Annotated in this window: 11 protein-coding genes and 1 pseudogene; 9 read left to right on the top strand and 3 right to left on the bottom strand. The window is 41.9% G+C overall.

The features are described 5' to 3' along the window. Positions 1–450: 450 nt before the first annotated feature. The 6 genes from OK023_RS04660 (at position 451) to OK023_RS04635 (ending at position 6,726) form a co-directional block, all read left to right on the top strand. Positions 451–1,125, top strand: coding sequence for a hypothetical protein (locus OK023_RS04660; protein ID WP_317695314.1), 675 nt, complete (start codon positions 451–453; stop codon positions 1,123–1,125). Positions 1,126–1,164: 39 nt separating this feature from the next. After that, entirely contained in the window at positions 1,165–3,594 is a 2,430-nt protein-coding gene (locus OK023_RS04655) for a fimbria/pilus outer membrane usher protein (protein WP_317695312.1), read from the top strand. Next, complete coding sequence (locus tag OK023_RS04650; RefSeq protein ID WP_317695309.1) at positions 3,591–4,295, top strand: fimbria/pilus periplasmic chaperone; 705 nt, start codon at positions 3,591–3,593, stop codon at positions 4,293–4,295. Before OK023_RS04655 ends, OK023_RS04650 begins: the two co-directional genes overlap by 4 nt. 378 nt (positions 4,296–4,673) lie before the next feature. Beyond that, complete coding sequence (locus OK023_RS04645; protein WP_317695306.1) at positions 4,674–5,348, top strand: DUF1120 domain-containing protein; 675 nt, start codon at positions 4,674–4,676, stop codon at positions 5,346–5,348. A 420-nt stretch (positions 5,349–5,768) separates the two neighbouring features. Then, a complete protein-coding gene (locus OK023_RS04640) occupies positions 5,769–6,329 on the top strand; it encodes a hypothetical protein (RefSeq protein ID WP_317695303.1) in 561 nt (186 codons plus the stop codon). 124 nt (positions 6,330–6,453) lie between these two features. After that, positions 6,454–6,726, top strand: coding sequence for a YrhB domain-containing protein (locus tag OK023_RS04635; protein ID WP_050094883.1), 273 nt, complete (start codon positions 6,454–6,456; stop codon positions 6,724–6,726). A gap of 133 nt (positions 6,727–6,859) precedes the next feature. On the opposite strand, the gene OK023_RS04630 is transcribed toward OK023_RS04635, so the two are convergent. Beyond that, complete coding sequence (locus tag OK023_RS04630; RefSeq protein WP_317695299.1) at positions 6,860–7,429, bottom strand: hypothetical protein; 570 nt, start codon at positions 7,427–7,429, stop codon at positions 6,860–6,862. Between the two features lie 297 nt (positions 7,430–7,726). Here OK023_RS04630 and OK023_RS04625 point away from each other — a divergent pair, with 297 nt between their 5' ends. Together OK023_RS04625 and OK023_RS04620 are read left to right on the top strand one after the other, a co-directional pair. Next, complete coding sequence (locus OK023_RS04625) at positions 7,727–8,065, top strand: hypothetical protein (RefSeq protein ID WP_317695297.1); 339 nt, start codon at positions 7,727–7,729, stop codon at positions 8,063–8,065. 47 nt (positions 8,066–8,112) lie between these two features. After that, the gene (locus OK023_RS04620) at positions 8,113–8,349 is read left to right on the top strand and encodes a hypothetical protein (protein ID WP_317695294.1); all 237 of its coding nucleotides are present in this window, start codon (positions 8,113–8,115) and stop codon (positions 8,347–8,349) included. A gap of 282 nt (positions 8,350–8,631) precedes the next feature. On the opposite strand, the gene OK023_RS04615 is transcribed toward OK023_RS04620, so the two are convergent. Together OK023_RS04615 and OK023_RS04610 are read right to left on the bottom strand one after the other, a co-directional pair. Beyond that, positions 8,632–10,074 carry an IS1182 family transposase gene (locus OK023_RS04615; RefSeq protein ID WP_317695291.1) on the bottom strand — a complete coding sequence of 481 codons (1,443 nt, stop codon included), beginning with the start codon at positions 10,072–10,074 and terminating at the stop codon, positions 8,632–8,634. 314 nt (positions 10,075–10,388) lie between these two features. Further along, positions 10,389–11,018 carry a hypothetical protein gene (locus OK023_RS04610; RefSeq protein ID WP_317695288.1) on the bottom strand — a complete coding sequence of 210 codons (630 nt, stop codon included), beginning with the start codon at positions 11,016–11,018 and terminating at the stop codon, positions 10,389–10,391. Between the two features lie 242 nt (positions 11,019–11,260). On the opposite strand from OK023_RS04610, the pseudogene OK023_RS04605 reads away from it, so the two are divergent. Further along, positions 11,261–12,702: pseudogene (locus OK023_RS04605) on the top strand (IS1182 family transposase). The last annotated feature ends 409 nt before the right edge of the window (positions 12,703–13,111 follow it).

Below are 13,111 nucleotides of genomic sequence, written 5' to 3'. Positions count from 1 at the left end.
ACGGCACCACGGACAGTTAAGGGACACAGCCTAATGCTAGCAATCCCTGGTTAAAAAACAAAGCGCCGTATTCCAGGCTGTTTCTCTAAATTGTGCGCGAACGCTACAAAGGGACATTTTAGCACAGACCAAAAGCACGGCACGGTGAACCACATAAACGGCGAACAACACAACAATGCGTTCAAATGGTGCTAACGGCAAGGGACGCAGCCTTAATAGCCATAGGTGGTGGGATGCAGGTTAGTTGAGCGCATAGGTGCGCGATACGAGCCGCCAGGGAGGGGAACCTCATCATTCCCGCCTGCCGAAAGCTTGATGTGTAGCGATATTGAGAACGCCTAATTAGGGCCTGACTCATTCTTCAACGTATTGTTACAGCCTGTAATTTTAAGATGATTCCTATTGCTATATAATTAATCGCAATTTAGTTGCGCACAAAAGGAGTCTTCAGTGAAGAAAATTTTCTGGATCACCGCACTCGCAGTATGCAGTACCCAAGCAATGGCCAACTCATTAACGCTAAATGTTCAAGGCATTATTTCACCACCGGCCTGTGTGGCCGATGTAGTTGGTAACACAGACCTCGATTGGGGGGCGTTGCAACACAGTGAATTAGGCAGCAAAGTCAAAACGTTGGAAGCAAAACCCATCACTCTGAGTATCAATTGCCCCGACGATGCTAATACACATGTTGCCTTTTGGGTCGCCGATGGTATTACAGATCCTGCAATGCAGGGTGACAACACCGGCGGAATGACTAACCATGGCCAGATCATACGTGACTTCAGTATTGGATTGGATCCGTTCACATCCCAACCGCTTGGAAATTATACGCTCAATCCGGTTGAGGAACTCGTTGATGGCAATAAACAAACTTCATTTGGCTTTGTGGCAAGTGGTTCTCACTCAAATACGGTTTTTTCACCGAGAAAAATCACCGCCTATTCCTACAGCAAAGCCGAAGATTGGACATTCTGGGATGATAAAACCGCTAAGCCAGCAATAGGAAACAATTTCCAAATGACGTTTAACGTTGAGCCACAATTAAACACAACAGATAAAATCTCAAATATAAATCAAATTAACTGGAAAGGTACCGCCCAGTTTAACATTCGCTACTTCTAAATTAGCAAAGCCGCAGAACATCTCTGCGGCTTTTATCCTATGCTGATTATCAAAAATAAAAGAGCCTTTTGGCTAATATGTGCCGGTTATTTACCTGGAGCTATCGCCAGCAATAACCTTGCATTCACTTACGACAAAGAGATGCTCAAAGCACTGGGTGTTCCGGTAGGCTTAGTGACAGAAGCTATTCACGACCATGATATTCCCAAAGGCCATCATGAAGTTGGTGTTTATATCAATGGTAACTATCTCGGCAGTCATCCGATTAACTTTTTGACAAATGGTCAAATTCAACTCGATCGCCCTACTATTCAACTTTTGGGGATCAACCCTCGTTATCTCCAGCCCTCACCCAACACCAAAACATTCACTTGGTGCAATGGCATCAATATGGAAATGAGTTATAGTGCGAGCAAGAATGCATTAAAAATAACATTACCTCCGCAATATCTTATCCAAGAACGGCAGGGAAAACATCCATTACTCCGCGGCGGTAATGCCGCTTTTATTAACTATGACTTATTTAATACCGAATTTGACGATCGGTTTGGTCGTAGAACAAGCACCAGCGGGCATTGGATTTTTGGGGCTAATAGCCATGGTTTTATCTTTCGCAGCAATAACTATTTTTATCGAACCCGAGATCAGCATCAAACTCAGCGGAGTAGCTATAACAATGAAAATTATATACAAAAAGATTTTACCCACTTTGGCATCAAACTTGGTCGTTTCAATGCCCCGTCAACTTTTTTAGGTGTAGGCAATATACAGGGCATGGCTTTCAATCTCGGAAAAAATGCTATTACTCCCAGTGCTGTCGTTGATATATCTGGTGTAGCTAATGGCAGTAGCGTGGTTGAATTGTATCAAAATAATACCATCATCTATAGTGAGAGTGTGCAAAGCGGCTCCTTTCACTTTCCGCAAGTCCCTGTCATTGCCAATAATGCAGATATCGATGTCATTATTCGTAATAACATGGGGATCAGTAGCCATTATCGTATTTCACGTGGTGCAATTCGCCCTGCAAATAATACCGATAATCAATTAACACTTTATGCCGGGCACGTAATCAACGAACGTGAGCCTGGAACACAAAACATCTTGGGTATTGCTTATACCTGGCCATTCTGGCGACAGCTTTCGCCCAAAACAGAGTTTTTATCCAGCCAGGCTTACCAAGGGATAGGCGGTGAAATGAGCTTTTCTTGGGGGAAAGAGAATAGTATCTATAGTACAGTTTCCTTATCTGATGCTCACTTATCTAATAATCACCGTAGAGGTATTCGCTGGAGCCAAACATTCAACCACGGTAATCTCTACACATCGCTTACATGGCAAAGCCTGCATTACACTGACTATGGTGTCTGGGCTGATAACAATTACGGAAAAGAAAAATATAATCTCTCTACTGGCTATAGCCATTTATTAAGTGAAGGATACTCAGGTTCAATTTCACTAGGCCGCACGGCTTATTACGACCATCAGGTCACTACCTCTGCAAGTTTGGGCTTAACTCACAGTAATCACTGGATGACACTCAGTACCAACTTGGGGTATTCAACAACAAATAACGATCAGCTCCCTATTACCACACAAAGCCAACTCTATGCATGGGTAAGTTTGGGTATTCCATTACAGTTCGGCACTCGCACTATTCGTTCTCGGTCTATTTTTAATCATTTCTCCACAGCTAACCAGTTCAGTACTGAGCTATCGGCACCTGTGACAGATAATATCAATCTCGCACTTGGCACCAGTAAAATAACCGATACCCAAGATCACAGCACAACGTTACAGCATTTCATTCAATCCTCAATGCTGACCCCCTACTCTGCGATTGGCGCTGCTTATACGCAGGAGTATGGCAGCAATAACTCTGCGAGAATGCTCAATACCACCTTGAGTGGTTCGGCAGCAGCGACAGGAGAAGGCGTGATTTTTTCCGCTCAGAAAGTGGGAGATAGCTTTGGCATCGTGAATACGGGAGTGAAAGGATATACAACCATTGACACACCAAGCGCTAAAGTCATCAGTAATCATGATGGATTAGCATTAATCCCACAATTGCATCCCTATCACGACAATCTGATCCGCCTAGAGACTTATACGTTACCACGCGGTTATTTTATTCAGAATGCACGCAGAGACATTTGGGTCGAACCTGGAAGTGTCGCAAGCGTTAATTTCACCTCAACTTATAACCGTGACTACTTAATTGAACTTGACTCATTACCACCAGAACTTGGAAACGATGACCTTCTTACCGATGACACAGGTCACATCATGGGCTTCTTTATTGACCGTGGGGTGGTATTAGTCAATCAATCCGAGATCAAAAAGATACAACGTCAACAGGCGTTTATTGTCACATCAGCACAGAAAAAGTGTGTGCTTTCTTTAAATCCGCATCAAGACATCTCTGCGTTAGAGGTGCTCCATGCCCAATTGGATTGCCATCAATTATGAAAAAAACTCTATTACACTACGGATTTATTTCATCTCTCGTGCTTATAGGATTAATCACACAGACTGAAGCAGCAGAGATTCAGCCGTTAACTTCTGCTGTGATTATTAATCAAAACCAAGGTGAATCGAGCATTGATATCAAAAACACAGATTCCCAACCCATCATTCTTTATAGCAAAGTGAATCATTTAGATGATGATAACCTTGACGGAGGAGTTATCTATCCCTCACCAGCCGCCGTCATCGTACAGCCTGGCGAGGTTCAAACCGTCCGAATCATTTATAAAAATAATCATTCTATTAATGTTGAACATCTTGCACGTATTATTTTCACCGGAATTCCCAATCAGAAAGAATCAACGGGGCAGCGGATAAATTTTTTGGTGGGTCAAGATCTCCCGATTGTCATCCAACCAGGCAATCAACCACCAATCAAAGCGTTGTGGTCTTTGGTCAAATGGCAACAAATCGATGGAAAACTCTGTGCAAAAAACCCGACTACACGCGTATTCCGCTTTGATAATAATGTAAAAATTCTTCCCACGGGGCAGTATATTAAATTCACTACCCCTTATTTACTTCCCCATCAGCAACAGTGTATTGAGTTAAACCAAGCACTCCCTGCGCATGCTCAAATTCATTTCGACTCAATTTCAGTTTTTAATTACAGAATGCTTGGCCACGATGTAACCGTTCTCTAAACATACATTAGGCTTTGTCTTGATTGCCCACGTAGTACCGTCACATTCTCTCTGGGCTGGGCCATCTAAGCGTACTACGGTATCACTCGGCGCTTATTTGGCCCACCAAGCCCCTGCAATTAAAAGACACAGGCTCACATTTCTAAAAAGCGTGGAGCACTGACTTACCAGTAAACCTAACTAAGGAACTCTTGCTCTACTACGTCGTTCTGCCAACTGAATCGTCGGCCAGACAAGTCTCGATAGTCCTTCGTTAGACGCTTATTGCTGCCGAGCACCGACTTATTTATCAACGTAATGTTACATCTTGAAATTTTAAGACCATTCCTATTGCATTATAATTAAAAATAAATTTCTGGCGTATAAAAGGAGTCTTCAATGAAGAAAATTATCTGGATCACCGCACTGGTAGTCTGTAGTACCCAAGCTATGGCCGCTTCATTAACGCTTAACGTTCATGGCATTATTTCCCCTCCAGCCTGTGTTGCCGACGTTGAAGGTGGCGCAGACCTCGATTGGGGTGTGATACATCACACTGAGTTGGGAAGCAATTACACAACCCTAGAGGCAAAACCAGTGACACTGAGCATCAATTGCCCTGCAGATGCCAATACGCACGTCGCCTTCTGGGTTGTCGATGGTGTAACAGAAAAGGCCATGAGTGGTACAAATACCAACGGGATGACTAATCATGCGGATATTAACCGTGACTTTAGTATTGGCACGGATCCAAACACCTCCAATCCAATTGGAAATTACACGCTCAATCCAGTTGAAGAAAGCATTGATGGTAATCCACAAACTTCGTTTGGATTTGCAGGAGGCGGCTCCCATTCCACAACGTCTTTTTTGCATGTAAAAATGAGCCAATTCGCCTATGACAAAATAGAAGATTGGACATTCTGGGATGATAAAAAAAATATGCCAGCCGTTGGTAACAGTTTTAAAATGAAGTTTAACGTTGAACCACAAATAAATAAAATCTCTAATCTATCGGTTGTAAATCAAATTAACTGGAAAGGTACAGCCCAATTTAACATTCGTTACTTCTAAGTTAAGGTAACCGGTTGAAAATATTCAACCGGTTATTCGTAAACCACTATTCTCCTAATTTTAATAAATTACTTCAGATACTTGATGAAAAATGTTGGTTGACTGGGGGTGCTATCGTATTGAATGGCGGTGAAGGGATTAGAATGCCGTCACTTAAGGCCAGTAAAAACTGGCAATCTCTGAGTTCAATAAAATCAAACTATACCCAAAATAATTCGAGTTACAATTTGACCGGATGGTGCATTGTGTTAAGCCACGATAAAGCTTGATGGGCGGCTAAGTGTCAGGTGCGGACGTTACTAACATCGGAATGTACTAATCTGCGGGGGCTGGTCAGCGCAATATGGCAACATACGCTGCTGTCATGACATCAGCTTGTAAAGTAGTATGAGTTCTTCTTCTGTCACACTTGGATACTCAATGACATTACAATCGGCCTATCTTGAAAAGCCTACGCCTGGTGATGAAATGGAAGGTGTTTCGATCATCGACATCAATCCTTTTGGCCCAAATGGGGAAAAGGATCGGCTACTGCTAATCAGTAAGGACGCTGAACCCATTCTGATTTTACAGTTGTATGTACGTGCAGATGAGGATGGCTGGCTGATTTCCAGCGCCTTTTCTGATTTTCTCCTGAATGAATCCCACGTTGCAATCATTTGTGGCGACCACTTTCATGTTTTTGACATGGCCACACACTCGTTCAGAAGTCATCCATTAGGTGATTACGTTGCCCATATTTATTCAATTCCTGACATCCATTCTGACAGGCTACGTGATCGGGTTATGGTCACCACTTACTGCCACGTTTTTCTGATTGATATTCCAGCTGGCATTCTCTGGAAATCCAGTCAGTGCGCCATTGATGGCGTGATCATTACATCAATAGAGAATGATACGGTGCTTGGCCTTGGAGAGTGGGATCCGCCAGGAGGCTGGGAACCTTTTAAGCTCGATCTCAAAACGGGTATCCCGATTTGAAGAAGAGGGGTTATCCTCACAGTAATTGCCAGAAGCGGAACTTGCTTACATCGTGCTATGTTAGTTTGCTGGGAGAAGGTCATATCAGTCAGTTCAAATGACGTTATCGACTGAGGGCGGAATAATGATTACTTATCAAAATGCGATGGACAAGGCTTTGGATTACCTTAAAGGCTATGACATTCCAGTCGTTATTACACTTCATGGCCGATTCTCAGAAGGCTGGTTCTATTGTTATCAATCGAGAGAGTATCTGGAAACGGGTGAGTTTTCTGCTCAGTTGGCAGGGAATGCACCATTCATAATTGATAAAGATAATGGAGAAATTCACTCATTTGGAACTGCTTATCCGTTGGATAAATATCTGCAGGATTACGAACAACTAAAAAATAAATAACGTCCGTTTCTCGCTCGAAGCTTCTGTAGCAAGGTTTTCGGGCAGCGATGAGCAGGCGTTGGCTATCATTCATTTTCACAGGTGCAAAAAAGATAGCGACCTTATCGATTGTAATATATTCAGATTTTTTCATTTAAATATAAATAAATTCGTATTTCACAATGTAAGTTCCAATTTTATTTACACGAGCTGTTACCCATACTCCTGTCATTCCTTGCTTACGATGGCTGCGCAGAAACTCTTTGTTTGTACAAAGCTGTATCCATCTGGCGGTGTTCTGATCTTTTAACCAGATACCGGCTTCACAATGCCCATGCTTACCTCTCGATGGCCCTGAAAAGACAACCTCATATTCAGATTCATAGCCAATTATTTTGTCTGGGAAGAGATAAACATAGACATCGTAACAATTTAAGCTCAATACAAATCCCAGGCAAAAACCGCCAAAAAATGCATTACAAAGATACTTTAATGTTTTGTTAAAAGTGCGAAGATAAAAAGCGCGTATAAAAGAGAAGCTTCCAATCAATGCACCAAAAGAAATATACGTTATCCATTCAGGTACCGATTTTTGTAAAATGGTATTATGGGAGATACTTGATGCCCACAATATATACCAGAACCATCCGCCCATAATGATGCATATCACGGCTGTAATGGACCATTTCTTATATTTATTTTCGAAATAATAACTTTTATTCATGATTATATTTTTTGCATGTATTAAAAGATGATAATAGCCTTGCCGTGCACGGCTATTTTAACTTATTAATCTGAGTATGCCATCTTTTTCGACTTTATTTTTAAACGTCCGCTTCACGCTCACAATGGGCCTATAGTTCCACCTAGCTTTCCGCTCCGTGCCAGGATCGGACATACAGCAATTATTGAAGATTCAGGCATGGTTGTTAGTTATAGTTAGCCATATCTGAGCTCTGGGTAGTACATAGCATTGCACTTTGACTGTCAGTTACCTCTACGTTATGCGAAAGGATAGATTATGAAAAGAACAGTGAAAATAACAAAAAATAGTTTTTTTAAAATATTTTCGGATGCAATAATGCTATATGAACCATCAGTGAAAGAACAAAAAACACACATTAAAAAAACGCTTGCGAAATCCGGTACTCTGTCAGTTAATTACGCATTTGAAGCTGCGGCAAACTCATTCTTATCATCTATCGATATTACGAAAAATCTAAAAGGTCAAATTGACAGGTTCTCAGCACTTGATAAACTTGACTACACTCTTCAATGGCATAAGGAAACATCGCTACCCCAAGGAGTCAATGAAACACAAATAATTAAAGAACTATTGGAACGATGCGGATATTGCTAATATCGCAATATCTTAATTTATGGGGAGCAGTTCATGAGAGCAAAATTATGATGCATGAGTTATGGACAAATGATGATGGTTTGGATTTGTTTTGTCTTGTCGGTCCACAGGGAGACTCTGCTCGTAAATTGCTGGATCCGAGCTACAGATTAGTGTGGACATGTGATGCAGACTCCCACCTTGAAGCAATGAAAAGATATTACACGTTCCGCAACTGGGGAAAATATCAAACGGATTTTCCTGAACAGGATAGTAAGACCTATAAAGAAATGGGATGGGAATAAAAAGCATAACACCCATAACATAGTAGCTCGGTATTCTAATGCCTCCGAGACGTTTGCTTCTTGCTCGAAGCTGCTGTAGGCAGGACTTAGGCTGCTATGAGCGCAGGCTGTGTGAAAACTCGGTTTTTGCATTATCTGAGTACTATCCCCGTTCAGGAACGCAATATATTCCAGATGTTGACTGCATTCGGAGTAATTTAGATATAGAGGCAGTTCGAGGCTTTTGAAGCCTGGTATCGAGGGCTATTGAGTGGTTATCAGGGGCTAAAGCGGTTATACCCGCTAGCTGTATTGCTCTCGCTGCTTAATGGCCAATCCTTCATTACCCAAGATCGACATCATTCTTTTCAGGTTATAAGCCAGCACATGCAGACTGATTTCGGTGCTGACGTTTTTAAATCGTCGCATCAGGAAGTGAGTTGCCCCCATCCACATTTTAATTGTTCCGAATGGATGCTCTACCGTTTGCTTTCGCACGACAGCTGTTTGTGGCGATGCATCAAGCTTGGTCTGCATATCTTCCATTTCGGTTTCATGAACCCAGCGTCTTATACGTCTCGGATCGCGTTTTGATGTGGTGCACCTTGACCGCTGGCTGCAATCGCGACATGCAATATGGTTAAAGTACATTTGCAGCTCTAACCCATCTTCGACTACTGTAAACCTGTTCTGAAGCTCGCTACCCGTAGGGCAAATATAAATGTCTTTTTCTTGGTCATATTTGAACAATGAGCGATTGAAAAGACCTTTGCGGTCTGCGCCAGAGGTATCACCTTTTGGTACTAAGGCTACGGCACCTAAATCCTGAGCGGCTTTAATATCACTCCGGCTGTAATAGCCTTTATCAGCTAGAACTGTAATATCCGTTTTGCCAACAGCATCTTGCGCTAATTTTGTCACAGCAGTTAACTGCCCACGGTCTGGTGTATTCGTCACTTCATGCGCAACAATCAGATGGTTCTTCGTATCCACAGCTGTTTGCACGTTGTAGCAAACTTGCCGATTCATGTTGTTTGTCTTCATCAACCGGGAATCAGGGTCAGTTAAAGACAGTTGCTTGTCTGGTTGTTGCCCGACAGCTTGTTGAATTTTCTGAAGCTCCCGTAAGCGCTTTTGCAGCCATGCCAGTTTAGTCGCTGTTAACTTTGTGCTGGCATCAGGCTCCGTATTCTTGTCGGCTTCATCCAGCTTATTTAAATAATGAGTGATGCTTTGCTCAACCCGCTCAATATGATCTTTGGCTTTCTGAGGTGTGAAGTTGTTCGGTTTACTGTTGACCGCCTTGAACTTGCTGCCGTCGATGGCAACAATCACATCGGTGAACATTTGCATCTGCTGACACAGCTCAATAAAGGCCCGGCAAGCATTCCTGATACCTTTACCGTTATTTTTTCTGAAATCGGCAATGGTTTTAAAGTCAGGCGTTAATCGCTCAAGTAACCACATCAGTTCAACGTTCCGATGGGCCTCTTTTTCTAACCTGCGGGAGGACTGAATGCGGTTCAGGTATCCATAAATGTACAGCTTCAGCATGGTTGCGGGGTGATATCCGGGCCGCCCAGTCTGCTTTGCATTAACTCTCTCGAAGCCAAGAGAATCCAGCTGTAATCCATCTACAAATATATCAACCACTCTGACAGGGTTATCTTCAGTGACAAAATCATCCAGCGCTTCAGGGAGCAAAGTCACTTGATGTCTGCCTTGACCTTTAATGTGTTGGGCCATATAAACTACCGTGAAGTTCATTTATATGCCTATAATTTTATTAGAAAAACAATATTACCTCACGGGTTTATCGAGAATGGTTGATCATATAAATTCATTGCTTAGACCAAAAAGTGATCAGAAGTTTTCACACAGCCTGAGCGAGAAGCGGACATATATCCATTAATATATCTATTAATATATATATTGCACATAGAATGACTGTGCATATGATGCACACTATGAATATTATTATACTCAACAAAAAAAGGATGGTAGAAGCAACTATATTCAGCAACTTCTATCATAAGTGGACTCAAAATTTCAGTTCCAGTTTAGTGCTTGGATTTATTGTATGTGCTTAATAAATCTTCAGCGAAGCACTCTACGATATTGACATATATATTATGGATTTGGAAAATATAATATTGAAACTCAAATACATTCGAGCTATCTTTCAAGAATTTGTATCTATAATCTATTATTTTCTTTTTATCTTCCGTTAAATTATCTTTGTGAACTATTGCTTTATCGGTCACAAACTTGACCCACTCCCTGAAGGAATAGTTACAAACAACTTCATCATTAAATTCCTTTCTATTAATGATCTCATCAATTTCAGTTACTGCATTTTTTTCATTTACTATTTTTAGGCAGTTTTGTAACGTATAATTTTTTGAGTTACCATTTTTTTCACAAAATAACCCACGACAATCAGAATAGATTGAATCTATTAAGGCATCCAGCAAAATGTCTGGAGATGTTGTTCCCAGACTGTTCAATTCGACTAACTTTTCCAGTTTTTCTATCAACTTAACAAATTCGGAAGAGAAGTTCACTGGAATATCTTGATGTGTAAGACACCATAAGCGGTGAGATATATTTGAACTTTTGTATTTTGCATAAAGTTCAATCAGTTCTTCCTTGGATAATTTAGTTAAATCTAAACTACTATTAGCAATCATATTTAATTCCTTTAATCCAAATTGTACTATTACAAACATTACCTACTATAAGTTATCTCTTTAATGAAAACATCAGTGATGTCAGCAATGTCCGCTCTTGGCACAGGCTGTGTGAAAACTGCTGATCACTTTTTGGTCTAAGCAGTGACTTAATATGATCAACCATTCTTGATAAACCCATGCGTCAGCCCACTTTATTTATTAAAATTAGAGGGATACGATTACATATTGCGGGTGCAGATATGACCCATCACATTAAAGGTCAGGGCAGACATCAGGTGACGTTGCTGCCTGAAGTGCTGGATGATTTTGTCACCGAGGATAACCCAGTCAGAGTTGTTGATGTATTTGTTGATGGATTACAGCTTGATGTACTTGGCTTCGAAAGCGTTAATCCCAAACAGACTGGGCGGCCAGGATACCACCCTGCAACCATGCTAAAGCTGTACATTTATGGATACCTGAACCGCATTCAGTCCTCCCGCAGGTTAGAAAAAGAAGCCCATCGGAACGTGGAACTGATGTGGTTGCTTGAACGATTAACACCTGATTTTAAAACCATTGCAGACTTCAGAAAAAACAATGGTAAAGGTATCAAAAACACCTGCCGAGCTTTTATTGACTTGTGTCGGCAGATGCAAATGTTCACCGATGTGATTGTTGCCATCGACGGCAGTAAATTCAAGGCGGTAAACAGCAAATCGAACAACTTCACCCCCAGAAAGCAAAAGGTCACATCGAAAGGGTTGAGCAAAGTATCGCTCTTTACCTGAATAAGCTTGATGAAGCTGACAAGACTGCTGAGCCTGAAATAATCACAGATTTAACAGCGACGAAACTGGCATGGTTGCAACAACGTTTAGAAGAGTTAAAGCAAATGCAGCAGGCCGTGGAACAGCATCCTGATAAACAATTGTCACTGACAGATCCTGATTCTCGGTTGATGAAGATAAACAATGTTAACCGTCAGGTTAGCTATAACGTTCAGACTGCCGTTGATGCCAAAAATCACCTGATTGTTGCACATGAAGTGACGAATACACCAGACCGTGGGCAGTTAACTGCTGTGACAAAATTAGCGCAAGATGCTGTTGGCAAAACGGATATTACAGTTCTAGCTGATAAAGGTTATTACAGCCGGAGTGATATTAAAGCCGCTCAGGATTTAGGTGCCGTAGCCTTAGTACCAAAAGGTGATACCTCTGGCGCAGACCGCAAAGGTCTTTTCAATCGATCATTGTTCAAATATGACCAAGAAAAAGACATTTATATTTGCCCTACGGGTAGCGAGCTTCAGAACAGGTTTACGGTAGTCGAAGATGGGTTAGAGCTGCAAATGTACTTTAACCATATTGCATGTCGCGATTGCAGCCAGCGGTCAAGGTGCACCACATCAAAACGCGATCCGAGACGTATAAGACGCTGGGTTCATGAAGCCGAAATGGAAGATATGCAGACCAGGCTTGATGCATCGCCACAAACAGCTGTCGTGCGAAAGCAAACGGTAGAGCACCCATTCGGAACAATTAAAATGTGGATGGGGGCAACCCACTTCCTGATGCGGCGATTTAAAAACGTCAGCACCGAAATCAGTCTGCATGTGCTGGCTTATAACCTGAAAAGAATGATGTCGATCTTGGGTAATGAAGAATTGGCCATTAAGCTGCGAGAGCAATACAACTAGCGGGTATAACCGCTTTAGCCCCTGATAACCACTCAATAGCCCTCGATACCAGGCTTCAAAAGCCTCGAACTGCCTCTATATCTAAATTACTCCGAATGCAGTCAATATCTGGAATATCTTGCGTTCCTGAACGGGGATAGTACTCAGATAATGCAAAAATCGAGTTTTCACACAGCCTGGGCACTTAGCCGCCCGTCAGGCTTTATCGTGGCCTAACACAATGCACCACCAGATCAAATCTCGGCTAATACACGTTAATCTGCTGGGGAAGTGTCAAATGGATACCAAAAACTAAACCCCATAGGTTGACACTTTTCGGCTCGCCCCTCCTCTGAAAAGTGTCAACCACGCTTTATCCCTTGTGGGATAAGTGTTTGACGAGTTTTTACCGCTATTGGATATACAGTTT

Source organism: Serratia sp. UGAL515B_01 (assembly GCF_033095805.1).
In the GTDB taxonomy this organism is placed as follows: domain Bacteria; phylum Pseudomonadota; class Gammaproteobacteria; order Enterobacterales; family Enterobacteriaceae; genus Chania.
This window is presented reverse-complemented; position numbering and strand designations above follow the sequence as displayed.

Excerpts from the sequence above, each read along its gene's own strand:
- OK023_RS04625 (WP_317695297.1), top strand. The coding sequence starts at position 7,727 with ATGAAAAGAACAGTGAAAATAACAAAAAATAGTTTTTTTAAAATATTT.
- OK023_RS04615 (WP_317695291.1), bottom strand. The coding sequence starts at position 10,074 with ATGGCCCAACACATTAAAGGTCAAGGCAGACATCAAGTGACTTTGCTC.
- OK023_RS04645 (WP_317695306.1), top strand. The coding sequence starts at position 4,674 with ATGAAGAAAATTATCTGGATCACCGCACTGGTAGTCTGTAGTACCCAA.
- OK023_RS04630 (WP_317695299.1), bottom strand. The coding sequence starts at position 7,429 with ATGAATAAAAGTTATTATTTCGAAAATAAATATAAGAAATGGTCCATT.
- OK023_RS04640 (WP_317695303.1), top strand. The coding sequence starts at position 5,769 with ATGACATTACAATCGGCCTATCTTGAAAAGCCTACGCCTGGTGATGAA.
- OK023_RS04655 (WP_317695312.1), top strand. The coding sequence starts at position 1,165 with ATGCTGATTATCAAAAATAAAAGAGCCTTTTGGCTAATATGTGCCGGT.
- OK023_RS04620 (WP_317695294.1), top strand. The coding sequence starts at position 8,113 with ATGATGCATGAGTTATGGACAAATGATGATGGTTTGGATTTGTTTTGT.
- OK023_RS04650 (WP_317695309.1), top strand. The coding sequence starts at position 3,591 with ATGAAAAAAACTCTATTACACTACGGATTTATTTCATCTCTCGTGCTT.
- OK023_RS04610 (WP_317695288.1), bottom strand. The coding sequence starts at position 11,018 with ATGATTGCTAATAGTAGTTTAGATTTAACTAAATTATCCAAGGAAGAA.
- OK023_RS04635 (WP_050094883.1), top strand. The coding sequence starts at position 6,454 with ATGATTACTTATCAAAATGCGATGGACAAGGCTTTGGATTACCTTAAA.